Origin of the sequence: Pseudomonas sp. Sample_11 (genome assembly GCF_004307505.1) — a bacterium.
GTDB lineage: Bacteria > Pseudomonadota > Gammaproteobacteria > Pseudomonadales > Pseudomonadaceae > Aquipseudomonas > Aquipseudomonas atacamensis.
In genome coordinates this window covers 348,981-373,780 of sequence record NZ_RCOD01000049.1, presented here as the reverse complement: position 1 = coordinate 373,780, position 24,800 = coordinate 348,981, and the positions used below count along the sequence as shown (strand labels likewise).

At 62.4% G+C, this 24,800-nt stretch carries 22 protein-coding genes; 6 read left to right on the top strand and 16 right to left on the bottom strand.

The genetic code is table 11. From position 1 onward, the window contains the following. Positions 1–104: 104 nt before the first annotated feature. Complete coding sequence (locus tag D8U60_RS14470) at positions 105–623, bottom strand: dihydrofolate reductase (protein WP_122881797.1); 519 nt, start codon at positions 621–623, stop codon at positions 105–107. An 85-nt stretch (positions 624–708) separates the two neighbouring features. On the opposite strand from D8U60_RS14470, the gene D8U60_RS14465 reads away from it, so the two are divergent. Both D8U60_RS14465 and D8U60_RS14460 read left to right on the top strand, forming a co-directional pair. Beyond that, a complete protein-coding gene (locus D8U60_RS14465) occupies positions 709–2,082 on the top strand; it encodes a DUF2868 domain-containing protein (protein WP_130900353.1) in 1,374 nt (457 codons plus the stop codon). Next, positions 2,075–3,460, top strand: coding sequence for a GTPase/DUF3482 domain-containing protein (locus D8U60_RS14460; RefSeq protein WP_130900352.1), 1,386 nt, complete (start codon positions 2,075–2,077; stop codon positions 3,458–3,460). Before D8U60_RS14465 ends, D8U60_RS14460 begins: the two co-directional genes overlap by 8 nt. A 162-nt stretch (positions 3,461–3,622) precedes the next feature. Here D8U60_RS14460 and D8U60_RS14455 read toward each other — a convergent pair whose 3' ends face one another. From D8U60_RS14455 to D8U60_RS14425, 7 genes are all read right to left on the bottom strand, one after another. Beyond that, a complete protein-coding gene (locus D8U60_RS14455) occupies positions 3,623–4,180 on the bottom strand; it encodes a phosphonate degradation HD-domain oxygenase (protein WP_073471013.1) in 558 nt (185 codons plus the stop codon). Further along, a complete protein-coding gene (locus D8U60_RS14450) occupies positions 4,177–5,310 on the bottom strand; it encodes a TIGR03364 family FAD-dependent oxidoreductase (RefSeq protein ID WP_130900351.1) in 1,134 nt (377 codons plus the stop codon). Before D8U60_RS14450 ends, D8U60_RS14455 begins: the two co-directional genes overlap by 4 nt. A gap of 126 nt (positions 5,311–5,436) precedes the next feature. Further along, positions 5,437–6,462, bottom strand: a complete 1,026-nt coding sequence (locus D8U60_RS14445) for a putative 2-aminoethylphosphonate ABC transporter substrate-binding protein (RefSeq protein ID WP_130900350.1) — start codon at positions 6,460–6,462, stop codon at positions 5,437–5,439. A 37-nt stretch (positions 6,463–6,499) separates the two neighbouring features. Further along, positions 6,500–8,224: a putative 2-aminoethylphosphonate ABC transporter permease subunit gene (locus D8U60_RS14440; protein WP_130900349.1), complete on the bottom strand. Its 1,725-nt coding sequence runs from the start codon at positions 8,222–8,224 to the stop codon at positions 6,500–6,502. Beyond that, a complete protein-coding gene (locus D8U60_RS14435) occupies positions 8,224–9,300 on the bottom strand; it encodes a putative 2-aminoethylphosphonate ABC transporter ATP-binding protein (RefSeq protein WP_122748337.1) in 1,077 nt (358 codons plus the stop codon). The genes D8U60_RS14440 and D8U60_RS14435 overlap by 1 nt, the downstream gene beginning before the upstream one ends. Positions 9,301–9,521: 221 nt before the next feature. After that, positions 9,522–10,385, bottom strand: coding sequence for a LysR family transcriptional regulator (locus tag D8U60_RS14430; protein WP_122698648.1), 864 nt, complete (start codon positions 10,383–10,385; stop codon positions 9,522–9,524). Between the two features lie 15 nt (positions 10,386–10,400). Beyond that, the gene (locus D8U60_RS14425) at positions 10,401–12,656 is read right to left on the bottom strand and encodes a heavy metal translocating P-type ATPase (protein WP_130900348.1); all 2,256 of its coding nucleotides are present in this window, start codon (positions 12,654–12,656) and stop codon (positions 10,401–10,403) included. An 84-nt stretch (positions 12,657–12,740) separates the two neighbouring features. Between D8U60_RS14425 and cadR the strand changes: the two genes are divergently transcribed. Continuing rightward, the gene (cadR, locus tag D8U60_RS14420; protein ID WP_016772685.1) at positions 12,741–13,190 is read left to right on the top strand and encodes a Cd(II)/Pb(II)-responsive transcriptional regulator; all 450 of its coding nucleotides are present in this window, start codon (positions 12,741–12,743) and stop codon (positions 13,188–13,190) included. A 120-nt stretch (positions 13,191–13,310) separates the two neighbouring features. Here the strand turns inward: cadR and D8U60_RS14415 are convergent, their stop codons facing one another. The 3 genes from D8U60_RS14415 to D8U60_RS14405 all read right to left on the bottom strand — a co-directional run bounded on the left by D8U60_RS14415 (position 13,311) and on the right by D8U60_RS14405 (position 16,010). Further along, a complete protein-coding gene (locus tag D8U60_RS14415) occupies positions 13,311–14,282 on the bottom strand; it encodes a thymidylate synthase (RefSeq protein WP_130900347.1) in 972 nt (323 codons plus the stop codon). 50 nt (positions 14,283–14,332) lie between these two features. Further along, positions 14,333–15,148 (bottom strand): prolipoprotein diacylglyceryl transferase, encoded by an 816-nt coding sequence (gene lgt / locus D8U60_RS14410; RefSeq protein WP_016772683.1) that lies wholly within the window; start codon positions 15,146–15,148, stop codon positions 14,333–14,335. A gap of 79 nt (positions 15,149–15,227) precedes the next feature. Next, positions 15,228–16,010 (bottom strand): sulfite exporter TauE/SafE family protein, encoded by a 783-nt coding sequence (locus tag D8U60_RS14405; RefSeq protein ID WP_130900346.1) that lies wholly within the window; start codon positions 16,008–16,010, stop codon positions 15,228–15,230. 130 nt (positions 16,011–16,140) lie between these two features. Between D8U60_RS14405 and D8U60_RS14400 the strand changes: the two genes are divergently transcribed. Beyond that, entirely contained in the window at positions 16,141–16,887 is a 747-nt protein-coding gene (locus D8U60_RS14400) for an NRDE family protein (protein ID WP_122603393.1), read from the top strand. Positions 16,888–17,096: 209 nt separating this feature from the next. On the opposite strand, the gene ptsP is transcribed toward D8U60_RS14400, so the two are convergent. Together ptsP and D8U60_RS14390 are read right to left on the bottom strand one after the other, a co-directional pair. Then, complete coding sequence (gene ptsP, locus D8U60_RS14395; RefSeq protein ID WP_024014698.1) at positions 17,097–19,376, bottom strand: phosphoenolpyruvate--protein phosphotransferase; 2,280 nt, start codon at positions 19,374–19,376, stop codon at positions 17,097–17,099. Between the two features lie 22 nt (positions 19,377–19,398). Then, on the bottom strand, positions 19,399–19,878 hold the full coding sequence (locus tag D8U60_RS14390; protein ID WP_003229203.1) for an RNA pyrophosphohydrolase: 480 nt from the start codon (positions 19,876–19,878) through the stop codon (positions 19,399–19,401). 143 nt (positions 19,879–20,021) lie between these two features. Here D8U60_RS14390 and D8U60_RS14385 point away from each other — a divergent pair, with 143 nt between their 5' ends. Beyond that, positions 20,022–20,678, top strand: coding sequence for an HAD family hydrolase (locus D8U60_RS14385; RefSeq protein ID WP_130900345.1), 657 nt, complete (start codon positions 20,022–20,024; stop codon positions 20,676–20,678). 120 nt (positions 20,679–20,798) lie between these two features. On the opposite strand, the gene D8U60_RS14380 is transcribed toward D8U60_RS14385, so the two are convergent. Further along, entirely contained in the window at positions 20,799–21,212 is a 414-nt protein-coding gene (locus D8U60_RS14380; protein ID WP_130900344.1) for a DUF2269 family protein, read from the bottom strand. A 41-nt stretch (positions 21,213–21,253) separates the two neighbouring features. Beyond that, the gene (gene ilvA, locus D8U60_RS14375) at positions 21,254–22,768 is read right to left on the bottom strand and encodes a threonine ammonia-lyase, biosynthetic (protein ID WP_071172186.1); all 1,515 of its coding nucleotides are present in this window, start codon (positions 22,766–22,768) and stop codon (positions 21,254–21,256) included. Between the two features lie 260 nt (positions 22,769–23,028). On the opposite strand from ilvA, the gene rpiA reads away from it, so the two are divergent. Next, positions 23,029–23,703: a ribose-5-phosphate isomerase RpiA gene (gene rpiA / locus D8U60_RS14370; RefSeq protein ID WP_007913886.1), complete on the top strand. Its 675-nt coding sequence runs from the start codon at positions 23,029–23,031 to the stop codon at positions 23,701–23,703. 145 nt (positions 23,704–23,848) lie between these two features. On the opposite strand, the gene D8U60_RS14365 is transcribed toward rpiA, so the two are convergent. After that, on the bottom strand, positions 23,849–24,766 hold the full coding sequence (locus D8U60_RS14365) for an SdiA-regulated domain-containing protein (protein WP_130900343.1): 918 nt from the start codon (positions 24,764–24,766) through the stop codon (positions 23,849–23,851). Positions 24,767–24,800: the final 34 nt, after the last annotated feature.

The following is a 24,800-nucleotide window of genomic DNA, read 5'->3' as shown; positions in this document are numbered from 1 at the left end:
GCAAGCTGCAAGCTGCAAGCTGCAAGCTGCAAGCTGCAAGCTGCAAGCTGCAAGCCAAGAGCCAAGAGCCAATCAGCTTTTACTTGCAGCTTGCAGCTTGAGGCTTAAAGCTGCTTTTTCTCCCAGACTTCGAAGTTGTACGCGGGTTTATCTTCAACCGCCGGGTTTTCAACATTCGACACCAGCTTCCATTCGCTCAGATCAAACTCTGGAAACCACGCATCCCCTTCCGGGCTCAGCGCCACGCGGGTCAGGTACAGCCGATCGGCATGCGCCAGTCCCTGCGCATACAACTGCGCGCCGCCAATCAGCATCAGCTCATCAACGCCTTGGGCTTTCGCCCATTCCTCGGCGCGGGCCACGGCGGCTTCCAGCGACGGATAGACCTCGGCGCCTTCGAGTTGCAGATCGGTCTGGCGGCTGACCACGATGTTCAAGCGCCCCGGCAGCGGCCGGCCGAGCGAATCCCAGGTCTTGCGACCCATGATGATCGGCTTGCCGAGCGTGGTCGCCTTGAAGTATTTGAAGTCCCCCGGCAAGTGCCAGGGCATGCTGTTGTCGACGCCGATCACGCGGTTTTCACCGAGGGCTGCGATCAGGCTGAGGGGCAGTGATTTAGTCATGCCGGCGAGGATACCAGAGCCGCGCTTACCCCGATAAGCGCCACAGCGGTTATGCTCAGCGCTCGATTTAGCGACGGGACGCCGCGTGACTGAACTGACTCCACTGCAAAACCTCTGGCTCACCGAAACCATCCGCCTGCGCGAAGAACACGCGGGGCCGCTGGACGATCTGGAAGCCAATCGTCTGGCCCGCGCCGCTGGCGGCGATCTGCCGAGCCGCATTGCGCGCCGGGCGCTATGGCTGGCCGAGCGTGACGGGCTCACCGCCGCCCTCAAGCACTGGCTGCAAGGCGCGCGTCTGGCGCTGGTGCTGTTGATGATTTTCGCCGTGCTCAGCGGCGCCGGTCTGGCTTTCGCCGCACTTGGCCAGACGCCGGTGAATGTGTTCTGGGCGCTGGGCAGTCTGCTCGGGATCAATCTGATTTTGCTGCTGAGCTGGGCGCTGGGCTTGATTTTCGCTGGCGAACACGGCGCCACCCTCGGGCGCTTGTGGCTGTGGCTCAGCGAAAAATTCGCTCGCGATGCCAAAGCCGCGCAACTGGCGCCGGCCCTGCTGTTGCTGCTGCAACGCAAGAAACTCAACCGCTGGGCACTCGGCGCGTTGGTCAATGGCCTGTGGCTGCTGGCAATGCTCAGCGCGCTGATCCTGCTGCTGACGCTGATGGCCACCCGGCGCTACGGCTTTGTCTGGGAAACCACGATCCTCGGTGCCGACACCTTTATCCATGTCACTCAGGCCCTTGGCTATCTGCCGTCGCTGCTCGGCTTCAACGTGCCGACCGAGGAAATGATTCGCGCCAGCGGCGACGGCGCACTGGATATTGAAAGCGCGCGACAGGCCTGGGCGACGTGGCTGGTCGGTGTGCTGGTGGTCTACGGCGTGCTGCCGCGCCTGCTGCTCGCGCTGTTCTGCCTGTGGCGCTGGAACAGCGGCAAAGCCACGCTGCGTCTGGATCTGAATCTGCCCGGCTACGCGCAACTGCGTGAAAGGCTGATGCCAACCAGCGAGCGCCTCGGCATCAACGACCCGGAGCCGGCGCAACTGCATCGCGTCGAAAGCAACGTCGGCGAACTGGCCAGTGAAGGCGCGCTGCTGGTGGCGATCGAGTTGGAAGAACAGCGTCCGTGGCCACCCGTGCTGCCGAAAAACGTCAGCAACGCGGGCATCCTCGACAGCCGCGAATCGCGGCACAAGCTGCTCGAACAACTCAGTCGCTTCCCGCCGGCGCGGCTGGCCATCGCCTGTGATCCGCGACGTTCGCCGGATCGCGGCAGCCTCGCATTGATCGCCGAACTCGCGCGCAACGCCGGAGCCACTCGCATCTGGCTGCTGCAAGCGCCGCCTGGCGAAGCGCTGGACGGGCAACGTCTGGGTGACTGGCACGCGGCGCTGCAACAGTTGGAGTTGCCGTTTGCCGATTGCGCGCCGATGAACTGGCTGGAGAGCGGACATGACTGATCCACGCAAGGCCCCGCTGAAACTCGCGGTGGTCGGCCACACCAACGTCGGCAAGACCTCGCTGCTGCGCACGCTGACCCGCGATGTCGGCTTCGGCGAAGTCTCGCACCGGCCGAGCACCACCCGACATGTCGAAGGCGCGCGGTTGTCGGTGGACGGCGAGCCGTTGCTCGATCTGTACGACACGCCGGGGCTGGAAGATGCGATCGCCCTGCTGGATTTTCTCGAGCGTCTGGAACGCCCCGGCGAACGCCTCGACGGCCCGGCACGACTGGCGCGGTTTCTCGACGGCAGCGAGGCGCGCCAGCGTTTCGAGCAGGAGGCCAAGGTGCTGCGGCAATTGCTCGCTTCCGACGCTGGTCTGTATGTGATCGACGCCCGCGAGCCGGTGCTGGCCAAGTACCGCGACGAACTGGAAGTGCTCGCCAGTTGCGGCAAACCGCTGCTGCCAGTGCTGAATTTCGTCAGCAGCGCCAACCATCGCGAACCCGACTGGCGCGAGGCGCTGGCGCGGTTGGGGCTGCATGCGCTGGTACGTTTCGACAGCGTCGCACCGCCCGAGGATGGCGAGCGGCGCTTGTACGAGAGCCTCGCCCTGCTATTGGAAAACGCCCGGCCGCAACTGGAGCGGTTGATCGCCGACCAGCAGGCGCAGCGCCTCGCCCGTCAGCAAAGCGCCGCGCGCTTGATTGCCGAATTGCTGATCGACTGCGCTGCGTGCCGGCGCAGTGTGGTCAGCGAAGCCGAGCAGGAGCAGCAGGCGATCAGCGAACTGCGTAAAGCCGTGCGCGAGCGCGAGCAGAAGTGCGTTGAGGCGCTGCTCAAGCTCTACGCGTTTCGCCCGCAGGACGCGGCGGCCAGTGACTTGCCGTTGCTCGACGGGCGCTGGGGCGATGATCTGTTCAACCCGGAAACCCTGAAGCAACTGGGCGTGCGCGTCGGCGGCGGCATTGCTGCCGGTGCAGCGGCCGGGGCTGGCGTGGATTTGCTGGTCGGCGGGATTACTCTCGGCGCAGCAGCATTGGCCGGCGCGATTGCCGGTGGCGCACTGCAAACCGCGCGCAGTTATGGCAGTCGCCTGCTCGGCAAGATCAAAGGCCAGCGGGAATTGACGGTGGATGACGCCGTGCTGCGCCTGTTGGCGTTGCGCCAGCGCCAGTTGTTGCTGGCGCTGGATCAGCGTGGGCATGCGGCGATGGACAGCATTCAGGTGGCCACGCCTCTGGACAAGACCTGGCGCGAAGGCAAGTTGCCGGAAGCGCTGAACAAGGCGCGCGCGCATCCGCAGTGGTCGTCGCTCAATCCGCAGGCGAAGTTGAATCAGGCGGAAAGGCAGGAGCAGGTTGAGGCGTTGGTTGATCGGGTGCTTGAGCTTTAGATCGCTACCCCCTCACCCCAGCCCTCTCCCGGAGGGAGAGGGGGCCGACTGTGCTGCTCTTGGGTCATACACCGACCTGAGATATCCAGTCGAACTCAGGTTTGAAAAGCATGGAGATCAGCGCCCTCTCCCTCCGGGAGAGGGCTGGGGTGAGGGCTGCAATCACTCAGCCGACAACAATTTCTCAGCCTTGCGCTTTAACACACTCAGATCCACCAGCGGCACTGCAACCTCCTTCGCCAACTCATCCCAGCGCCGCATGCGCAAACTCAGCGCACACAACGGATCAGCCTCGAACGCATCCGCCTCAGCCGCGCTCATCACCCCGCCCTGATATTCCAGCGTCCTGCGACTCGCCTCACTCAACCGCGCGTAATAGCCCGGCTCGCGCAAGGTCAGATAGCGTTTGGCCTGGACGTGATATTCCACCAGTCGCGCCAGCCGTTCGCTGAAACCTGCCTCACGCAGATAATCGGCACCGAGCCGTTCATGGCTGACCACGCCATAACCGCCCATGTTTTCCGCGCCCTCGGCACACAAATGGCCGATGTCATGAAAGAACGCCGCCAGCACCACTTCATCGTCACAGCCTTCAGCCATGGCCAGTTCTGCGGCCTGGGACATGTGCTCGAGCTGCGACACCGGTTCGCCGATGTAATCGCTGGCGCCGAAGCGTTCATACAGGCCGAACACCCGGGCGATCACCTGTTCTTGATTCATGCCTCCTCCAGTAACTGCGCGATGTTGCGTTCGGCCAGCGCCGGGCCGACGCTCATGCCGACGCCGGTGTGCATCAGCGCCACGCTCAGGCCCGGTGCCGGGCGCAGGAATGAAAACGGCCCTGGCCCCCGAGCACCATAGAAGCCCTGCCAGCGTTCGACCACTTGCACCTTGCAGCCCAGCGTCTGCTCGGCGAGTTCGAGCATCCAGTTGTCGACCTGTTCGGCGTTGAACGGTGACGCATCGCTGCCGTAATGATGCGAATCGCCGATGATCAGCTCGCCATACGGCGTCGGGCTGATCAGCAGGTGAATGCCGTTGGCGTGCAGGTGCGGTTGTTCACGGAGGATCTGCGCCTGCACCGCTGCGGCTTGCGGCAAATCGGCGAAGGCGCCGTAGTGCACGCAGCTCAGGCCGGTGAGCACGGCGTGTTGCAGGTTCAACTCGATGCTTGGTCTGGCGCGGAGCATTTGCAAACGACAGATCTGCGGATTGAGCACGGCAATCGGCTCGGCCAGCAGGGTCTGATAATCGTGGCCGGAGCAGACGATGATCTGCTTGCCGGTAAAACTGCCAGCGGTGCTGTGCAGACGCCCCGGTTCGACGTCGCGCACCAGTGTGGAAAAGTGAAACTCGACGCCGAGGTCACGGCGCAAGTAGTCGATCAGCGCCGGAATCGCCTCGCGCGAGTACAGCTGCTGATCATCGATACCGTGCAGCGCGGCGCGGTGATGGCTGAACTGGCTGCCATACAGATCACGCAACGCCGCGCCGCGCAGCAGCTCGACGTTGTAGCCGTGCTCGATCGCGCGGCCGGCGCAAAAGGCTTCGAGCAGGTGTTCTTCGGCCTCGCTGCGGGCGAACAGGTATGAGCCGTTGCGCTTGACCTGCAGGCCGGCAAGTTGCGCCCAGTCGCCCCAGATCTCGCGACTGGCCTTGGCCAGTTCGAGCATGATGCCGGGCGACTGACCGGTGACCAGCGCCTGGCCGAAGTTGCGCACCGAAGCGCCGAGGGGCGTGGCGGTGCGTTCGAATACCGCGACTTTCAGGCCGCGTTTTGCAGCGGCATAGGCGTGGGACAAACCGAGGATGCCGGCGCCGATGATGAGCAGGTCTTTGGGTTGTGTCATGAAGCCACCTCAATGATCGTTCCCACGCGGAGCAAAGGAATGCAGCCAGGGACGCTCCGCGTCCTTTGTGACGCAGAGCGTCACGGGATTCATTCCCACGCAGAGCGTGGGAACGATCGGCACCGGTTACTTGGCGACAACTTTTTCGGACTTGCCGTCATACCGCTTGCGCCATTCAGCCAGGATCTCGTCGCGATTCTTCGAGGCCCAGGCAAAGTCGTTCTTGATCAGACGCTGCTCATAGTCGGCCGGCAATTCGGTCTGCGGCTTGGCGATCCCCGGCTGGGCGAGCACGGCGAAGTTCTCTTTGTACAGATCCATCGCCTCGGCGCTGGCGGAGAAGTCGGCGAGTTTCTTCGCCGCTTCTTCATGCGGTGTGCCTTTGATCACCGCCGTCGCTTCGATCTCCCAGCCCAGACCTTCCTTCGGCAGGATGATGTCCAGCGGCGCGCCCTGGCGCTTCAGCTGCACCGCCGGGTATTCAAAGGAAATCCCGATCGGAAACTCCCCCGCCGCCGCCAGCTTGCACGGCTTGGAACCGGAGTGGACGTACTGGCCGATGTTTTGGTGCAGGCCGTCCATATACGCCCAGCCCTGCTTCTCGCCGAAGGTTTGCAGCCAGGCGCTGACGTCGAGGAAACCAGTGCCGGACGACGCCGGGTTGGGCATGACGATCTTGCCCTTGTACTCAGGCTTGGTCAGATCCTGCCAACTGACCGGTTTGCTCAGCCCCTGCTTCTCGGCTTCGACAGTGTTGAAGCAAATGGTCGCGGCCCACACGTCCATGCCGACCCAGGCTGGCGGGTTGGCGGCGTCGCGGTAGTTCGCGCCGATCTTGCCGAGATCCTTCGGTGCATAGCTTTGCAGCATGCCTTGCTGGTCGAGAATCGCCAGGCTCGACGCGGCCAGGCCCCACACCGCGTCAGCCTGCGGCCGCGCTTTTTCGGCGAGCAGTTTGGCGGTGATGATCCCGGTGGAATCGCGCACCCATTTGATCTCGACGTCCGGGTTGGCCTTTTCGAAAGCGTCCTTGTAGGACTTCAGCTGTTCGGCTTCGAGTGCGGTGTACACCGTCAACTCGGTTTTTGCCGCGAAGGCATTCAGGCTGAAAGTCGCGAGCACAGCAGCGGCCAGGGCCATAGGCTTGAACATGAGCGTTTTCCTGTAGATGAGTTGATCGGGTTTGCAATCAGTGACCGGGCGCGGTTTGCCGCCAGGCCTGGGAACGGCGCAACAGGCCGCGCGAAGCCCACGCCAGCAGCAGCGACACGCCGGCCGAGGTGAACAGAATCAGGGTCGACATCGCCGCCGCGCCGCCCACGTTGCCGGCATCGTCCATGTTCAGCACCGCCACCGCCGCGAGGATGGTGTCGGGGCTGTAGAGGAAGATCGCGGCGGAAACCGTGGTCATTGCCGAGACGAACAGGTAGCGCACGATGTCCAGCAGCGCCGGCAGGCAGATCGGCACAGTCACGCGCAGGTAATGCCGGTACAGCGGCGCCTTCAGCGACAGCGCCGCAGCCTCGAACTCAGCATCGAGCTGGCGTAGCGCGGTGGTCGCGGTCATTTGTGCGGTGGTCAGGTAGTGCGCAATGGTGCAGACGATCAGCAGCGTCATCGTCCCGTACAGCACGTGCAGCGGATTGCCGCTGAGGTTGAAGAAGAAGACATAGCCGAGACCCAGCACTAATCCCGGCACCGCCATCGGCACGAAGCTGAGCATGCGCAAAGCCAGGTTCAGCCCGCGCTGAGTGCGGGTTTTCTCCATCAGATAGGCGCCAGTGAAAATCAGCACGCTGCCAATCAGCGCGGTGCCCAGCGCCATTTTCAGACTGTTGCCGTAAGCGAGCCAGCCACCGCCGGCGGTTTCGTTGAACTGATAGTGGTTGAGCGACAGCGACAGGTTGTACGGCCAGAATTTCACCAGCGACGAGAACACCGCCATGCCGAACACCAGCAGCAGCGCGGCGCAAATCAGCAAAACGATCGCCAGATAGCAGCCGTCACGCAGCCTGGACGGCAGCGGTTTAAACACCTGCGCGCGCCCGCTCATCGAGTCGCCATGGCGGCGACGCAACCACGCATCGACACCGAAACTGAACAGCGCCGGCAGCAGCAGCACCATGCCGATCAACGCGCCGCGACCGAATTGCTGCTGGCCGACCACGGCTTTGTAGGCTTCCAGCGCCAACACTTGATAGTCGCCACCGACCACCACCGGCACACCGAAATCGGTGATGGTCAGGGTGAACACCAGACAGAACGCGGCGAACACCGCCTGGCGGGTCGCCGGCCAAGTGATGCTGCGAAACGCCTTGGCCGGACTGGCGCCCATGCTCGATGCGGCATCGAAAAGCCGCGCATCGGCCAGCGACAATGCCGAGAGCAAAATCATCAGCGCATGGGGAAAGGTGTAGATCACCTCGCCCAGCACAATGCCCCAGAACCCATAGATATTGTCCGACAGCAGCGCACGCAACATGCCCTGGTTGCCGAACAGATAGACCAGCGCAATGCCCGGCAGCATTGACGGCGCCATCAGCGGCAGCAGCGAGATCCCGCGCCAGATGCCTTTGCCCGGAATCAGCGTGCGTTGCAGTGCGTAGGCAAACAGGTAGGCCAGCGGTACGACAATGGCCGCAACGCTGAGGGACACTTTCAGGCTGTTGCCGAGCAGCCAGTGGAAATTGGCACTGGTCACCAACTCTTTCGCGGCGAGCCAGCCACCGCCCTGCCCGGCGTCATTGCTGAAACCGCGCCAGAAGATCGCCAGCAACGGCAGCAGCACCGCGAGACCGAGCAACACCAGCAGGAGGATTTTGCCGCCGAGCACGAACAGGCGATCGCCGATCTCGGCTTTCGAGGACTGTCGCACCTGCTTGTGCGGTAGCGGCAGCGCGAGGTTGCTGTTCATCAGGCGAACACCTGCAAACTGCGCGGCGGCAAGGCGACCATGATCTGCTGGGCGCCGAGGCGCGGCATGGCTTCTGGCGCGAGTTCGGCGAGCAGCGCATGGCCCGGCAGTTGATCGAGTTCGAAGCTCATCCGGCAGCGGTTGCCGAGGAAAGTGATTTCGCGAACCCTGGCCGGGAACAGGTTCTCTTCGTGCACCAGCGGATTAACGTTGATCGCCTCCGGGCGGCAGAACAGTCGACCCGAAGCGCCGTGCACGCTGCCCTCGGCCAGGCGCAGATTCATCCCGCCGACCTGGGCGTGACTGTCGCTGCTGCGCTGAAACGGCAGCCAGTTGCCCTGGCCGACAAACTCGGCCACGAACGGCGTGGCCGGGCGGTTGTAGATTTCCTGCGGCGTGGCGTACTGCTCGACGCGGCCGTTGTTCATCACCGCGATGCGATCGGCCATCAGCATCGCTTCGTCCTGATTGTGCGTGACCATCAGCGTGGTGATGCCGAGGTTGCGTTGCAGCTGACGCAGCTCGGTGCACAAGTGCTCGCGCACCCGCGCGTCGAGGGCCGACATCGGTTCGTCGAGCAACAGCAGCGACGGCGCCGGCGCCAATGCGCGAGCGAGCGCTACTCGCTGTTGCTGACCGCCGGACAATTGGCCTGGATACTTTTTCTCACTGCCGCTGAGGCCGACCAGTTCCAGCATCTGACCGACACGCCGGCGTACTTCATCGCGCCCGCTGCCGGCGAGGCCGTAGGCAATGTTCGCCTCGACGGTCAGATTGGGAAACAACGCGTAGGACTGGAACAGAATTCCGTAATCCCGCGCTTGCGGGGCAAGATGCGAGACATCGCGATCGCCCAGATACAGCTCGCCGCTGTCCTGCTGCTCCAGCCCGGCAATGCAGCGCAGCAGCGTGGTCTTGCCACAGCCCGACGGGCCGAGGAGGCACACCAGTTCGCCGGCGGCGACATCGAGGGAGACGTTGTCCAGCGCAGTGAACGCACCGAAACGCTTGTGCACGCCGCGCACTTTCATCGGCGCGCCGGGGTTGGTCAGGGCAGTTGCGATGGCAGGATTCATGGACGGACCTCAGCAAACGGATGAGGCCAATCCTAGAGTTGTAATGCGTCCGTCATGTGGCAACGAGGCAAAAACGGCTGATAGTGGTATTCGGGGATTTTGGTTCACTGCAGATCGTTCCCACGCTCTGCGTGGGAATGCCTCATCGGACGCTCCGCGTTCGGCTTTTGGGACGCAGAGCGTCCCGGGCTGCATTCCCACGCGGAGCGTGGGAACGATCATTACGCAGGAGACATCTCTTGGGCCAGGCCAAGAAACGCCGCCGGCAACCGCGCGCCCTTTCTTTCCTTCAGGCAATACAGATACTCCGGAATCTGCGGCGCATTCTCGATGGTCAGCACGCGCAACTGCGGATCATGCGGCACCTCCTGCCGCGCAATGATGCTGATACCGATATTGCGCAGCACGGCTTCACGAATCGACTCACGGCTGCCGATCTCCAGCAACGGCCCGAAACTGACCCCGGCGCTGGCCAGCAACTCTTCGGTCAAGCGCCGAGTAGTCGAACCCGGCTCGCGCATCAACAACGTATGCCCGGCCAGCGCATTCAGCGTCACATGTTCCTGCGCCGCCAACGGATGATTGCGATGCACCGCCAGCACCAGCGGATCGGTGCCGAGTACCCGGCGAATCAACCGCGTGTCATCAAGCAACTGGGACGATGCGGCGACATCAACACGGTAATCCTCCAGAGCCTCAAGCACCTGCTGCGAGTTGCCGATCTCCACCGACACTTCCACCTGCGGCAAACGCTCGCGGAAGGTCTTCACCAGATCGAGGATGTAATACGGCGCCGTCGCGGCAATGCGCAGCGTGCCTTGGACCTGCCCACTGTTGCGCAGGAAAAACTCGATGTCAGCCTCTTGCTGCAACAGGGTCTTGACCATCGGCAGCAAGCGCGCGCCTTCGTCGCTGACGCTCAGTCGGCGGCCGCCACGGTAGAACAACTCCACCGAGTACTGACTTTCCAGATTGCGGATCTGCGTGGTCACGGTCGGTTGGCTGAGGCCGAGTTTTTTCGCCGCCAGCGTGATGCTGCCCAGGCGGGCCACCATGTAAAACGCTTTCAGCTCGGCACTCAGCACAACCATCCCTCACGTTTATTTGCGCAGCAGGCGCAAACCGTTGAACACCACCAGCAGGCTCACGCCCATATCGGCAAACACCGCCATCCACATGGTGGCGAGCCCGGCGAAGGTTACCGCAAGAAAGATCGCCTTGATCACCAGCGCCAAGGCAATGTTCTGTTTCAGGATGCTCGCGGTGTCGCGCGACAAACTGATGAACGCGGGGATCTTGCGCAGATCGTCGTCCATCAGGGCGACATCGGCGGTTTCAATCGCGGTGTCGGTGCCGGCGGCGGCCATGGCGAACCCGATCTCGGCGCGGGCCAGTGCCGGGGCGTCGTTGATGCCATCGCCGACCATACCGACCCGGTGGCCCTGCTTGTACAGATCTTCGATGGCTTGCAGCTTGTCGGTCGGCAGCAAATCGCCGCGCGCCTCGTCGATCCCGACCTGGGCGGCAATCGCTTGCGCGGTGTGGACGTTGTCGCCGGTCAGCATCAGGGTTTTCACCCCGAGTTCATGCAACTGACGAATCGCTTCGCGGCTGGTTTCCTTGACCGTGTCGGCCACGGCGAACAGCGCCAGCGGGCCTGATTTGTCGAGCAGCAACACCACGGATTTGCCCTGCTTTTCCAGCGCGAACAGCTTCTCTTCCAGCTGCGGTGAGCACAGGCCAAGCTCTTCGGCCAGACGATGGTTGCCCAAGTGATAAGTCTGGCCGTTGATGTCGCCTTTGACGCCCCGCCCGCCCAGCGCCGCAAAGTTATCCACAGTCAGCGCGGCGAAATCTTTATCCACAGCGGCGTTGGCGATGGCCAACGACACCGGATGATCGGAGCGCCCGGCCAGCGCGGCAGCGATGGCCGGCGCGCTGGCATCGGCTGTCGGATCGAGCGACAGGTAATCGGTCTGCACCGGTTTGCCGTGGGTGATCGTGCCGGTCTTGTCCAGCGCCAGATAATCGAGCTTGAAACCGCCTTCCAGATACACGCCGCCCTTGACCAGAATGCCCTTGCGCGCCGCCGCCGCGAGGCCACTGACGATGGTCACCGGGGTGGAAATCACCAGTGCGCACGGGCAGGCAACCACCAGCAACACCAGCGCCCGGTAGATCCAGTCGAACCATGCCGCGCCCATGAACAATGGCGGGATGATCGCCACGGCCAAGGCGAAGACGAACACCGCCGGGGTGTAGATTTTCGAGAATTGATCAACGAAACGCTGCGTCGGTGCCCGCGCGCCCTGGGCCTGTTCGACGGCGTGAATGATTCGCGCCAGGGTCGAGTTGTTCGCCGCAGCGGTGACCGTGTATTCCAGCGAGCCGGCCTGATTGATGGTGCCAGCGAAGACTTTATCGCCGACAGTTTTTTCCACCGGCAGGCTTTCACCGGTGATCGGCGCCTGGTCAATGGTCGAGCTGCCGCTGACCACCGCGCCGTCCAGGGCGATGCGTTCGCCGGGTTTCACCCGCACGCGGGCGCCGAGATCGACGCTTTTCACCTCTTGTTCGCGCCAGTTGCCGTCAGCCTGCAAGACCGTCGCCTGCTCCGGCGTCATCTGCATCAAGCCGCTGATCGCGTTGCGTGCACGATCCAGCGAGCGTGCTTCGATCAGCTCGGCGACGGTGAAGAGGAACATCACCATCGCCGCTTCCGGCCACTGGCCGATGAGGATCGCGCCGGTTACGGCGATGCTCATCAGCGCATTGATGTTGAGGTTGCGGTTCTTCAGGGCAATCCAGCCCTTTTTGTAGGTGCCGAGGCCGCCGCTGAGGATCGACACCAGCGCAACAATCGCCACCACCCAGTCGGGGGCAGCGCTGGTGAAGTGGATGACTTCGGCGCCCAGCGCGGTCACGCCGGACAGCGCCAGTGGCCACCAGTGTTTTTTCACCGCAGCCGGGGCCGGCGCGTCGACACCCGCCTCGAGCGGCTCGGCGTGCATGCCGAGGGATTTGATCGCCTCGGTAATCGGCTCGGTGCCCGGCAGATTATGGGTCACTCCAAGCACGCGGTTGATCAGGTTGAATTCCAGCTGCTGCACGCCGGCCAGTTTGCCCAGTTTGTTCTGGATCAGCGTCTGCTCGGTCGGGCAGTCCATCGCCTCGATGCGGAAGCTGCTCAGGCGCGCATCATCGCTGGTCTTTTCGCTCAGTTGCACCAAGGCAGGCGCTGCGGCTTTCGACGAGCAGCAGGAATCGCCGCCGTGCGAATGTTTATGCACCGGCTGCAATTTATGACTGTGATCGTGGCCGTCGCCGGGCTTGTGGGTGTGCAGGGAATCGCTCATTGGTCGCGTCCATGAAGGTGCCTGTTGCCAAGTAAAGACCCTGTAGCCACTATAGGGTCAAGCACCCTTTTGGAGATGGCGGTCATGAAGATCGGCGAACTGGCGAAACTCACCGACTGTGCGGTTGAAACCATCCGCTACTACGAGCGCGAAAACCTCCTGCCGGAACCGGCGCGCAGCGATGGCAACTACCGCGTCTACACTCAAGCCCACGCCGAACGCCTGACCTTCATCCGCAACTGCCGCACCCTCGACATGACCCTCGAAGAAATCCGCAGCCTCCTCGCCCTGCGCGACAGCCCGCAGGATCAGTGCGAGAGCGTCAATGCGCTGATCGACGAACATATTCAGCACGTGAAGGCGCGAATTGATGGGTTATTGGCGTTGCAGACACAACTGCTCGACCTGCGCCAACGCTGTGGCGAAGGGCCGGAGGCGGATCAATGCGGGATCTTGCAGCGGCTGGAAGTGAGCGGCGGGGTTGTTGCAACCGAAGTTGAACACTCCCATGTGGGCCGCAGCCACGGCCACTGACGGGCGAAGCTCGTTCCCACGCTCCGCGTGGGAATGCCGCCATGGACGCTCCGCGTCCAAAGTGACGCAGAGCGTCATGGGATTCATTCCCACGCGGAGCGTGGGAACGATCAATGGTGACTAGACCGCCATCGGCGCGGTCATCGGCGCATGGTGCTCGTAACCTTCCAGCGAGAAATCGCTCGGCTCGACCAATTCCAGCCACTCCGGCTGATACACACCAGTCTTGGCAAACTCCGGCACGCGATCAGAGATCTTCAGTTTCGGCATGGCAAACGGCTCGCGCTTGAGCTGTTCGTTGAGCATGTCCAGGTGGTTCTCGTAGACGTGCGCATCGCCGATGAAATAGGTGAACCAGCGCGGCGTGTAGCCGGTCAGGCGACCGATCAGGCTCAGCAGCGCGGCGCCCTCGGTGAGGTTGAACGGCGTGCCCAGGCCCAGATCGTTGGAGCGGATGTAGAGAGTCAGGGAGATTTCCTTGGTCTCGACGTTCGGGTGGAACTGGTACAGCAGATGGCATGGCGGCAGGGCCATTTCATCGAGCTGGGCGACGTTCCAGCCGTGGAACAGAATGCGCCGGCTGCCCGGATCCTTGATGATCGTGTCGACGCACTGGCGCACCTGATCGATCGCCTTGTACAGCACGACGTAGGCCTGGCCGTCTTCTTCGCCCTGAGCGATCTGCTTGTAGCCGTTGGCCAGGGTTTGTTCAATGGCGGCGGTGTTGCTCAGCGGGATCTGCTTGTACGCCGGCCATTTGCGCCATTGCACGCCGTAGATTTCACCGAGGTCGTCGTCGCCCTGACGGAACGGGTTGGCCAGCCACTGCCCGTTTTCGTTGGCGTTCTGGTCCCAGACCTTGCAGCCCAGCGCGCGGAATTCAGCGGCGTTGTTCACGCCACGCAGAAAGCCGCACATCTCGCCGATGGCCGATTTGAAAGCCATTTTGCGCGTGGTGATCGCCGGGAAACCTTCCTGCAGATCGAAACGCAGCATCGCCCCCGGGAAACTGATGGTATTGATACCGGTGCGGTTGGCCTGCTTGGTGCCGTTCTGAATGACGTGCGAGACCAGTTCGAGATATTGCTTCATGAGTTACCTGTGTCCTTTGAGCCCCGGCGTCGCGCGCCGGGGTTCGTAGTTTAAGCCGTCGGCGCGAGCGGTGCTGCCGGGGCGCGACGATAGGCCAGCCAGATCAGCAACAGCCCGCCGACAATCATCGGCACGCAGAGCACCTGACCCATGGTCAGCCAGTTCCACGCCAGATAGCCCAACTGCGCATCAGGCACGCGGACGAACTCGACGATGAAACGGAAGATACCGTAGAACAGCGCGAACATGCCGGAGACCGCCATGGTCGGGCGCGGTTTGCGCGAGAAGATCCACAGGATCAGGAACAGCGCCACGCCTTCGAGGGCGAACTGATACAGCTGCGACGGGTGACGCGGCAGTTGCGCCGGATCGCTGAACGGCGGAAACACCATGGCCCACGGCACGTCGGTGGCCTTGCCCCACAACTCGGCGTTGATGAAGTTACCGATGCGCCCGGCGCCCAGACCGATCGGCACCATCGGCGCGACGAAGTCCATCAGCTGGAAGAACGACTTGCCATTGCGCTTGCCGAACCACAAGGCCGCGAGCATCACGCCGATGAATCCGCCGTGGAACGACATGCCGCCCTTCCACACTTCGAAAATCAGCGTCGGGTTGGCCAGGTACGCGCTCAGGTCATAGAACAGCACATAACCCAGACGGCCGCCGACGATCACGCCCATCGATAGCCAGAACACCAGATCGGAGAGTTTCTCCTTGGTCCAGGTCGGGTCGAAGCGGTTGAGCCGGCGCGACGCCAACAGCCACGCGCCGCCGATGCCGATCAGGTACATCAGACCGTACCAGTGGATTTTCAGCGGACCGATGGCCAGGGCCACCGGGTCGATCTGCGGGTAAGGCAGCATTGCGACTCCTTGTTAGAGTTGAAAGCGAAATTCCCGGGCGACGCTGCCACCTCAGGATTAAGCCAGGATTGCCACGCGGTCAGAGCAGAAAGCTCAAACCCACGCAGAACAGCAAAGCGGCGAACAGCCTTTTCAGCAAGCGCGGCGACAACCTGTGTGCCAAACGCGCACCGAGCCGAGCGAACACCATGCTGGTCAGGGCGATGCCCAACAATGCCGGCAAATACACAAAACCGAGACTATGGGCCGGCAACAACGGATCGTGCCACCCCAGAATCATGAAACTTGCTGCACTGGCCAGAGCAATCGGCAAGCCACACGCCGACGAGGTCGCCACCGCCTGCTGCATCGGCACGCTGCGCCAGGTCAGAAACGGCACGGTCAGCGAGCCGCCGCCAATACCGAAAATCGCCGAGGCCCAGCCAATCACCGTACCGGCAGCGGTCAGACCGAGTTGGCCCGGCACCGTTCGGCTGGCCTTGGGTTTGACATCCAGCGCCAACTGCACGGCGATCACCAGAGCGAACACGCCGATGATCTTTTGCAGGTTCGGCCCGGAGATGGCTTCTGCGGTCAGCGCCCCGAAACCGGCACCGAGCAGAATGCCCACAGTCATCCAGCGAAAAATCGCCCAGCGCACCGCGCCACGGCGGTGATGTTCACGCACGGCGTTGACCGAGGTGAAGATGATCGTCGCCAGCGACGTCCCTACCGCCAAGTGCGTAAGAATCGACTGATCGAAGCCCTGCAAAGTGAAGCTGAACACCAGCACCGGGACGATGATGATCCCGCCGCCAACGCCAAACAGCCCGGCGAGCACGCCCGCACAGGCGCCGAGCGCCAGGTAGAGCAGAAATTCCATGACCGTCTCCAGCACGCATCGGCAAAACAGGAGCGGCATGTTAACGGATGCGCAGCCTTCTGCTCCACTGGCGATGGATGCACGGACGCCGGATGCGTAGAGTGGGCAAAAAACACACAAGGACCACCTTATGTGCCTGATTGTTTTCGCCTGGCGCCCGGGCCATGCCCAGCCGCTGATCGTCGCGGCCAACCGCGACGAGTTCTACGCCCGCCCCAGCCTGCCATTGGCGCCGTGGCCCGAGGCGCCGCATGTGCATGCCGGGCGTGATCTTGAAGCTGGCGGCACGTGGCTGGGGATCGGCGCCAACGGACGCTTCGCCGCGCTGACCAACATCCGCGATCCGCAACAGCCACCGGCAACCAAATCTCGGGGCGAATTGGTGGCGCGCTTTCTTGCAGACGATCTGTCGATTGATGATTATTTGAGCGATGTGGTGGGCCGTGCGGGCGAATACGCTGGCTTCAATCTGCTGCTGGGCAATGCCCATGAGCTGTGGCATTTCAATGCACGAGCGTCAGAGCCGGTGATGTTGCAGCCTGGAGTTTATGGGTTATCCAACGCGGGGCTGGATACGCCGTGGCCGAAACTGCTCAAGGCCAGGGCGGCGTTGAGCGCGGTGCTGGACGATCCGCAGCCTGAGCGATTGCTGGCCTTGCTGAGCGATGCGCAGACCGCACCCGAGGCGGAGTTGCCGGATACGGGAGTGGGCATGGCGACGGAAGCGTTGTTGTCGAGCGTGTTTATTGCCAGCCAGAGTTATGGCACCCGGGCGAGCACAGCGTTGATCGTGCAGGCAGACGGCACGCGGCGGATGGTAGAGCGCAGCTTTGGGCCGTATGGTGGGCATCTCGGGGAAGTTGAGGTTTGTGTCTAGCAGCAGCCCCTCACCCCAGCCCTCTCCCGGAGGGAGAGGGGGCCGACCGAGGTGTCTTGCGGTATACATCGACCTGAAAGATCGAGTCGATTATGGATTCAGCAAAGCACTTACAGGTCGACGGAGTTCTGCAGCATCCCCCAATCAGCCCCCTCTCCCTCTGGGCGGTCCGACGTTTCGGGAGGGCTAGGGTGAGGGGCTTTTGATCTTTAGAGAGCCTTGGTCACCACCGGCGAATTCATTTTCGCCAACCCGAGATTCTTCAGCGCCAGTTGCAGCGAGCTGTGGATAACCTGCGGGTTATCGATCTTCATCAGTTCCGCCAGCATCTCCTGCGCCTTGCTCAGGTTCACCTGACGCAACATCCACTTCACCTTCGGCAGGTTGGTGGCGTTCATCGACAGGCTGTCGAAGCCCATCGCCATCAACAGCACCGCCGCCGCTGGATCCCCGGCCATCTCGCCGCAGATACTCACCGGTTTGCCTTCGGCATGGGCGTCAGTGACCACGGTTTGCAGGGCTTGCAGCACCGCCGGGTGCAGATAGTCGTAGAGGTCGGCGACGCGCGGGTTGTTGCGGTCTACCGCCAGCAGGTACTGGGTCAGGTCGTTGGAGCCAACGGAGAGGAAGTCGACCATCCGCGCCAGTTCCTTGGTCTGGTACACCGCTGCCGGGATTTCGATCATCACGCCGATCGGCGGCATCGGCACGTCGGTGCCTTCGTCGCGCACTTCGCCCCAGGCACGGTGGATCAGGTGCAGGGCTTCTTCGAGTTCGTGGGTGCCGGAGATCATCGGCAGCAGAATCCGCAGGTTGTTCAAGCCTTCGCTGGCCTTGAGCATCGCACGCGTCTGCACGAGGAAGATTTCCGGGTGGTCGAGGGTCACGCGAATGCCGCGCCAGCCGAGGAACGGGTTGTCCTCCTTGATCGGGAAGTACGACAGCGATTTGTCACCGCCGATGTCGAGGCTGCGCATGGTCACCGGTTGCGGGTGGAACGCGGCGAGCTGTTCGCGGTAGATCGCCAGCTGTTCCTTCTCGCTCGGGAAGCGCTGGTTGATCATGAACGGCACTTCGGTGCGGTACAGGCCGACTCCTTCGGCGCCACGCTTCTGCGCCCGCGCCACATCGGCGAGCAGGCCGGTATTGACCCACAGTGGCATGCGGTGGCCATCGAGGGTCACGCACGGCAGGTCGCGCAGGGTGTCGAGGCCCAGCGCCAGTTGTTTCTCTTCTTCGACGACTTCGGCGAACTGCTTGCGCAGCACTTCGCTGGGGTTGGTGTAGACCTCGCCACGGGTGCCGTCGACGATCATTTCGATACCGTCGACCTTGGCGTATGGCAGGTCGACCAGGCCCATCACCGTCGGAATGCCCATGGCCCGGGCCAGAATCGCGACGTGGGAGTTACCGGAACCGAGTACCGAAACCAGACCGACCAGCGTGCCTTCCGGCACCTCGCCGAGCATCGCCGGCGTCAGCTCTTCGCTGACCAGAATGGTTTTTTCCGGGTAGACCAGGTTCTGCTGGCGCTCTTCCTGCAGATAGGCGAGCAAGCGGCGGCCAAGGTCTTTGACGTCCGAGGCGCGCTCGCGCAGGTAGGCGTCGTCCATCAGTTCGAAACGGTTGACGTGCTCAGTGACCACCTGACGCAGCGCGCCCTGAGCCCACTGCCCCGTCTTGATCACCGTGGTGATTTCGCTGCCCAGCGAGGCATCGTCGAGCATCATCAGGTAGACGTCGAACAGCGCGCGCTCTTCCGGGCGCAGCTGGGTCGCCAGTTTGGCGGACAAGGCGCGCATGTCGGCGCGCACGCCTTCGATGGCGGTCTTGAACAGCGCCAGCTCAGCGTTGATGTCGGTGATGGTCTTGTCCGGCACCACGTCCAGGTCCGCCGGCGGCAGCATGACCACGGCGGTACCGACGGCAGCACCCGGCGAACCCGGCACGCCGACGAACTTGGCTTCCTGAATGCCCTTGCCCTGCCGGCCCAGACCACGGATCGAACCGGTGGCCTCGGCGTGGGCGATTACGCCGGCGAGCTGCGCGCTCATGGTCACGAGGAAGGCTTCTTCACCTTCGTCGAACTGGCGGCGTTCTTTCTGCTGGATGACCAACACGCCGACGACGCGGCGGTGGTGGATGATCGGTGCACCGAGGAACGAAGCGTAACGCTCTTCACCGGTTTCGGCGAAATAGCGATAGCGCGGGTGAACCGACGCGTTTTCCAGGTTCAGGGGTTCTTCACGCGTGCCGACCAGACCGACCAGACCCTCGTTGGGGGCCATGCTGACCTTGCCGATCGAGCGCTTGTTCAAGCCCTCGGTGGCCATCAGGACGAAGCGATTGGTTTCCGGATCAAGCAGGTAGACCGAGCAGACCTGGCTGCCCATGGCCTCTTTGACGCGCAACACAATAATCCCCAACGCCGCCTTGAGATCCTTGGCGGAGTTAACTTCCTGGACGATCTTGCGCAGCGTATTGAGCATGGCTCGGGGTCGAACTCCGTCGTCAGTCGCGCGCTAAAAGGCGCGGGGCAAGCTCTTTGAGAGCGCGTCGATACACCTCGCGCTTGAATGTCACCACCTGGCCCAACGGATACCAATAGCTGACCCAGCGCCAGCCATCGAACTCCGGTTTACCGGTCAGATCCATCCGCACCCGCTGCTCGTTGGAGATCAGGCGCAGGAGAAACCATTTCTGTTTCTGGCCGATGCACAGCGGTTGGCTGTGGGTACGCACCAGGCGTTGCGGCAAACGATAGCGCAACCAGCCTCGGGTACAGGCCAGTATTTCAACATCTTCACGTTCCAGGCCAACTTCTTCGTTCAGCTCGCGGTACAAGGCGTCTTCCGGCGTCTCCTCGGGGTTGATCCCCCCTTGCGGAAACTGCCAGGCGTCCTGATTGATACGGCGAGCCCATAGCACCTGGCCGGCGTCATTCGTCAGAATGATCCCGACATTGGGGCGGAAACCATCGGGGTCGATCACGGCAACAACCTCGCAAACGCATGTCGCCGCATTGTTCCACAAAGCTTGATCAGGCGGCAACGAAGGTTCCTACCTTATGTGCACTCTTGTGAAAAGACCGTATTCTTGTCGCCTTTTTACTGACTTTTCAGCGGGTAACTGCAATGCGCCTGGCTTTATTCGATTTGGACAACACCCTTCTGGGCGGCGACAGCGATCACGCTTGGGGCGATTATCTGTGCGAGCGCGGCTTCCTCGACCCGATCGCCTACAAGGCGCGCAACGACGAGTTCTATCAGGATTACCTGGCCGGCAAGCTCGACAACGCCGCCTACCTGAACTTCTGCCTGGAAATTCTCGGCCGCACCGAAATGGCCGTGCTCGACGCCTGGCACAGCGATTACATGCGCGACTGCATCGAGCCGATCGTGCTGCCCAAGGCACTGGAGCTGCTGAAGAAGCACCGCGATGCCGGCGACAAACTGGTGATCATCACCGCCACCAACCGTTTCGTCACCGCGCCGATCGCCGTGCGCCTGGGCGTGGAAACCCTGATTGCCACCGAATGCGAAATGATCGACGGCCGCTACAGCGGGCGCAGCACCGACATTCCGTGTTTCCGTGAAGGCAAGGTCACGCGCCTGAATCGGTGGCTGGAAGAGACCGGGCATTCGCTTGAGGACAGCTATTTCTATAGCGATTCGATGAATGATCTGCCGCTGCTGGAACAGGTGGCGAATCCGGTGGCGGTGGATCCTGATCCGAATCTGCGGGCCGAAGCCGAGAAGCGTGGCTGGCCGGTGATTTCGTTGCGCGACTGAGATTGCTATCGCTGGCAAGCCAGCTCCCACAGGGTTCTCAGTGTCCACTTAATCTGTGTTCACTGAATACCCCTGTGGGAGCTGGCTTGCCAGCGATGGGGGTCAACGCGGTCTCAAGCCTTAAACCGGCTTGGCCCCCATCAACGCCGCTATGGTGACAAATCCGACGCCGCTGACAATCGCCAGGGCCAGATTGAACTTGCGATTGCCCACCCCGCTTGTCCACAGCCGATCCAGCCGGACCAGCAGCCAGACCGCGCTGAGCGTGGCCACGGCATAGATCACGCTGGAACCCAGAATCCACAATTGGCCCAATGGCCAGCCCACCAGGTGCACCAACCACCAGCCGGTGAAAGGCATGCTGAGCATGCCGATCAGCATCAGGCACCAGATGAACAGCCACGGACGGCGCATCGTACTGGCCGGGCCTTCGCTGCGATTACGCCAGGTCAGGGCGGCGAGCACCAGCCCGCTCGCGAGGATGACCACGGTCGCAGCGACGTGGAGGACTTTCAGGGTGGTCAGGGTTTCCATGTCGTTCTCTTCCGTAGATCCATGCCCATCAGCGTAGCCGCTCAGCCAAGAAACAGCTGATAGGCCGGGTTGTCGCTTTCATCCCAATACGGGTAGCCGATTTCCGCCAGTGCCGCCGGCACCAGATGACGTTCGTCATGGGGCACTTGCAGGCCGGCGACCACGCGGCCGTCCGCTGCGCCGTGGTTGCGGTAGTGGAACATCGAGATATTCCAGCGCCCGCCGAGCTTGTTGAGGAAGTTGAACAGCGCGCCCGGGCGCTCCGGGAATTCGAAGCGCAGCACCACTTCATCGACCACCTGTGCCGCGCGGCCGCCGACCATGTGGCGGATGTGCAGCTTGGCCAGTTCGTTGTCGGTCAGGTCGATAACCGGAAAACCCTGCTCGGTCAGGCTCGCCAGCAAGGCGCTGCGCGGGTCGTTGTCCGGGTGGGTCTGCACGCCGACGAAGATGTGCGCTTCGCTGCCGGTGTTGTAGCGGTAATTGAATTCAGTGATCTGGCGCTTGCCGATGGCTTCGCAGAACGCCTTGAAGCTGCCGGCCTTTTCCGGAATGGTCACGGCGATGATCGCCTCGCGACCTTCGCCCAGTTCGGCGCGTTCGGCGACGTGGCGCAGGCGGTCGAAGTTGACGTTGGCGCCGGAGTCGATGGCGACGAAAGTCTGGCCGCTGACGCCACGCTGCTCAACATACTTCTTGATCCCGGCCACGCCCAGCGCGCCGGCAGGTTCGGTGATCGAGCGGGTATCGTCGTAGATATCCTTGATTGCTGCGCAGATCTCGTCGGTGCTGACAGTAATCACTTCATCGACGTAATCCTTGCAGATTTCGAAGGTGTACTGGCCGATCTGCGCCACCGCCACGCCGTCGGCGAAGATGCCGACAGTCGGCAGAACCACGCGCTCGCCCGCTGCCATCGCGGCTTGCAGGCAGTTGGAATCGTCCGGTTCGACGCCAATCACCTTGATGTCCGGACGCAGGTATTTCACGTAGGCCGCGATACCGGCGATCAGGCCGCCACCGCCGACCGGGACGAAAATCGCATCCAGCGGCTGCGGGTGCTGACGCAGGATTTCCATGGCCACGGTGCCCTGCCCGGCAATGGTGTGCGGATCATCGTACGGGTGGATGTAGACGTAGCCTTTTTCATCGACCAGTTTCAGCGAATAGGCCAGCGCTTCCGGGAACGAGTCGCCGTGCAGCACCACTTTGCCGCCGCGTGAACGCACGCCTTCGACTTTGATTTCCGGGGTGGTCTTGGGCATGACGATGGTGGCTTTGACGCCCAACACTTTCGCCGCCAGAGCCAGACCCTGCGCATGATTGCCCGCCGACGCGGTGACCACGCCACGGGCGCGCTCTTCGTCGCTCAGTTGCGTCAGCTTGTTGTAGGCGCCGCGAATCTTGAACGAAAACACCGGCTGCAAGTCTTCGCGCTTGAGCCAGATGTCGTTGCCCAGCCGCTCGGAGAGCTGGCGAGCGTTCTGCAGCGGGGTTTCTACGGCAACGTCATAAACGCGCGAGGTGAGGATCTTTTTGACGTACTGTTCGAGCATCGGAAAGCATCACTGAGCGGGTTGGGCAGGGCCAAGGAGTCTAACCCGGCTTTCGGGCGCACGACCACACGGATCCAGAGGTTTTATGCGCGCAAAAAGATCGCAGCCTTCGGCAGCTCCTACACTTTGGAACGCATTCCCCTGTAGGAGCTGCCGAAGGCTGCGATCTTTTGATCTGCCAACAGGACAATGACCTTCACGACCGCGAGGCCTATAATGCCGGCCATTCTGCCCAACCCTTGCCCGCTTCCGGAGCCCGCATGACCCAGGATCAACTCAAACAGGCCGTGGCCCAGGCCGCTGTCGACTTCATCCTGCCGAAACTCGACGACAAGAGCATCGTCGGCGTCGGCACCGGCTCCACCGCCAATTGCTTCATCGATGCCCTCGCCCAGCACAAGGGCGCGTTCGATGGCGCGGTCGCCAGCTCCGAAGCCACCGCCGCGCGCCTCAAGGGCCATGGAATTCCGGTGTATGAGCTGAATACCGTCAGCGATCTGGAGTTCTACGTCGACGGCGCCGATGAAAGCGATGCGCACCTGAACCTGATCAAGGGCGGCGGCGCCGCCCTGACCCGCGAGAAGATTGTCGCCGCCGTGGCCAAGACCTTCATCTGCATCGCCGACGCCAGCAAACTGGTGCCGGTACTCGGCGAGTTCCCGCTGCCGGTGGAAGTCATCCCGATGGCCCGCAGCCACGTAGCCCGCCAACTGGTGAAACTCGGTGGCGACCCGGTCTACCGCGAAGGCGTATTGACCGACAACGGCAACATCATCCTCGACGTGTTCAACCTGCAGATCACCAACCCGGTGGAGCTGGAAGCGCAGATCAATGCCATCGTCGGCGTGGTCACCAACGGCCTGTTCGCCGCGCGCCCGGCGGATCTGTTGTTGCTGGGCACGAGTGAGGGTGTGAAAACCCTCAAGGCTGAGTAAGCCGGACTGCCCACATTGGTGTGGGCAAATGAAATACCTGTGGGAGCTGGCTTGCCAGCGATAGCGGCCTGTCAGTCAACAATGATGTTGAAAGTGATGGCCTCATCGCTGGCAAGCCAGCTCCCACAGTGTTGTGAGGTGTTGGTTAGGGCTGTGCCGGTTTCTTGAATACGTAAAACAGATTCGGCTCGCTCACCAGGTACAACGTGCCGTCATCATCCATTGCAATTCCCTCCGCCTGCGGCACGGTTTTCTGCAAACCCTGACGCCCGCCGCTGATCGACATGGTGCTCAAGGGGCGCCCGTCGACATCCAGTTCGATAATCAACCGCGACTCGTCCGACAGTGCCAGCAAGTGCCCGCTGCGTTCGTCGTACTGCAGACTCGACAGATCACGCACGAACATCCCGGCATCGCGCTTGGGGTTGTTGATCACGTGCACCGCGTAGGTCTTGTCCGGTTTGAAATGCGGAAAACCGTGGACCTCGTAGATCAGCATCGGGTCGCGTTCTTTCGCCACGAACAGCCGCTTGCCCACTGAATCGTAAGCCAGCCCTTCGAAACCCTTGTTGCCGGACATGTGCACGCCGAGGGTCATTTGCTCGGCATCTTCGGCATCGAGAAAAGTGGTGTCGGCCTCGAGGTGGATCTTTATCAGCCGTTGCTGGCGCTCGTCGGTGATCACGTAGGTGTCGGCACTGATGTACTCGACGGCTTCCGGATCGCCAAACCCGACCAGAGCGATGCGCCGCAGAATCTTGCCTTCCAGCGACAACTCGATCAGTTCGGAATTCTTGTTGGTCACGGTGAACAGACTTTTGCGCACCGGATCGTAGGTCAGCGCCGAGACGTCATCGTCGAGCCCCTCGATCGGCCGCGCTTCGATGGTCACCCGATATTGATCCAGGCCGATCGCCTCGCTGCTCAACGGTTGCCACAGCGTGTGCAGGTTGAACCAGGCGCGCTCGAACAGGCGCAGGTATTGGCCGATCGCGATCAACGCGATCAGGACAATCATCAACAGGACGAGGATCAGCGGTTTGGGACGGGCAAGTCGACGCATTCAGGCAGGCTCGGATTCATGACAGGCCGATGAA

What these genes read in the sequence shown, in the direction of transcription:
- D8U60_RS14470 (WP_122881797.1), bottom strand. Translation starts at nt 623, where the DNA reads ATGACTAAATCACTGCCCCTCAGCCTGATCGCAGCCCTCGGTGAAAAC.
- D8U60_RS14425 (WP_130900348.1), bottom strand. Translation starts at nt 12,656, where the DNA reads ATGAGCGATTCCCTGCACACCCACAAGCCCGGCGACGGCCACGATCAC.
- D8U60_RS14400 (WP_122603393.1), top strand. Translation starts at nt 16,141, where the DNA reads ATGTGCCTGATTGTTTTCGCCTGGCGCCCGGGCCATGCCCAGCCGCTG.
- D8U60_RS14380 (WP_130900344.1), bottom strand. Translation starts at nt 21,212, where the DNA reads ATGGAAACCCTGACCACCCTGAAAGTCCTCCACGTCGCTGCGACCGTG.
- D8U60_RS14445 (WP_130900350.1), bottom strand. Translation starts at nt 6,462, where the DNA reads ATGTTCAAGCCTATGGCCCTGGCCGCTGCTGTGCTCGCGACTTTCAGC.
- D8U60_RS14450 (WP_130900351.1), bottom strand. Translation starts at nt 5,310, where the DNA reads ATGACACAACCCAAAGACCTGCTCATCATCGGCGCCGGCATCCTCGGT.
- D8U60_RS14435 (WP_122748337.1), bottom strand. Translation starts at nt 9,300, where the DNA reads ATGAATCCTGCCATCGCAACTGCCCTGACCAACCCCGGCGCGCCGATG.
- ilvA (WP_071172186.1), bottom strand. Translation starts at nt 22,768, where the DNA reads ATGCTCGAACAGTACGTCAAAAAGATCCTCACCTCGCGCGTTTATGAC.
- rpiA (WP_007913886.1), top strand. Translation starts at nt 23,029, where the DNA reads ATGACCCAGGATCAACTCAAACAGGCCGTGGCCCAGGCCGCTGTCGAC.
- D8U60_RS14415 (WP_130900347.1), bottom strand. Translation starts at nt 14,282, where the DNA reads ATGAAGCAATATCTCGAACTGGTCTCGCACGTCATTCAGAACGGCACC.
- ptsP (WP_024014698.1), bottom strand. Translation starts at nt 19,376, where the DNA reads ATGCTCAATACGCTGCGCAAGATCGTCCAGGAAGTTAACTCCGCCAAG.
- D8U60_RS14385 (WP_130900345.1), top strand. Translation starts at nt 20,022, where the DNA reads ATGCGCCTGGCTTTATTCGATTTGGACAACACCCTTCTGGGCGGCGAC.
- D8U60_RS14455 (WP_073471013.1), bottom strand. Translation starts at nt 4,180, where the DNA reads ATGAATCAAGAACAGGTGATCGCCCGGGTGTTCGGCCTGTATGAACGC.
- D8U60_RS14405 (WP_130900346.1), bottom strand. Translation starts at nt 16,010, where the DNA reads ATGGAATTTCTGCTCTACCTGGCGCTCGGCGCCTGTGCGGGCGTGCTC.
- lgt (WP_016772683.1), bottom strand. Translation starts at nt 15,148, where the DNA reads ATGCTGCCTTACCCGCAGATCGACCCGGTGGCCCTGGCCATCGGTCCG.
- cadR (WP_016772685.1), top strand. Translation starts at nt 12,741, where the DNA reads ATGAAGATCGGCGAACTGGCGAAACTCACCGACTGTGCGGTTGAAACC.
- D8U60_RS14460 (WP_130900352.1), top strand. Translation starts at nt 2,075, where the DNA reads ATGACTGATCCACGCAAGGCCCCGCTGAAACTCGCGGTGGTCGGCCAC.
- D8U60_RS14440 (WP_130900349.1), bottom strand. Translation starts at nt 8,224, where the DNA reads ATGAACAGCAACCTCGCGCTGCCGCTACCGCACAAGCAGGTGCGACAG.
- D8U60_RS14365 (WP_130900343.1), bottom strand. Translation starts at nt 24,766, where the DNA reads ATGCGTCGACTTGCCCGTCCCAAACCGCTGATCCTCGTCCTGTTGATG.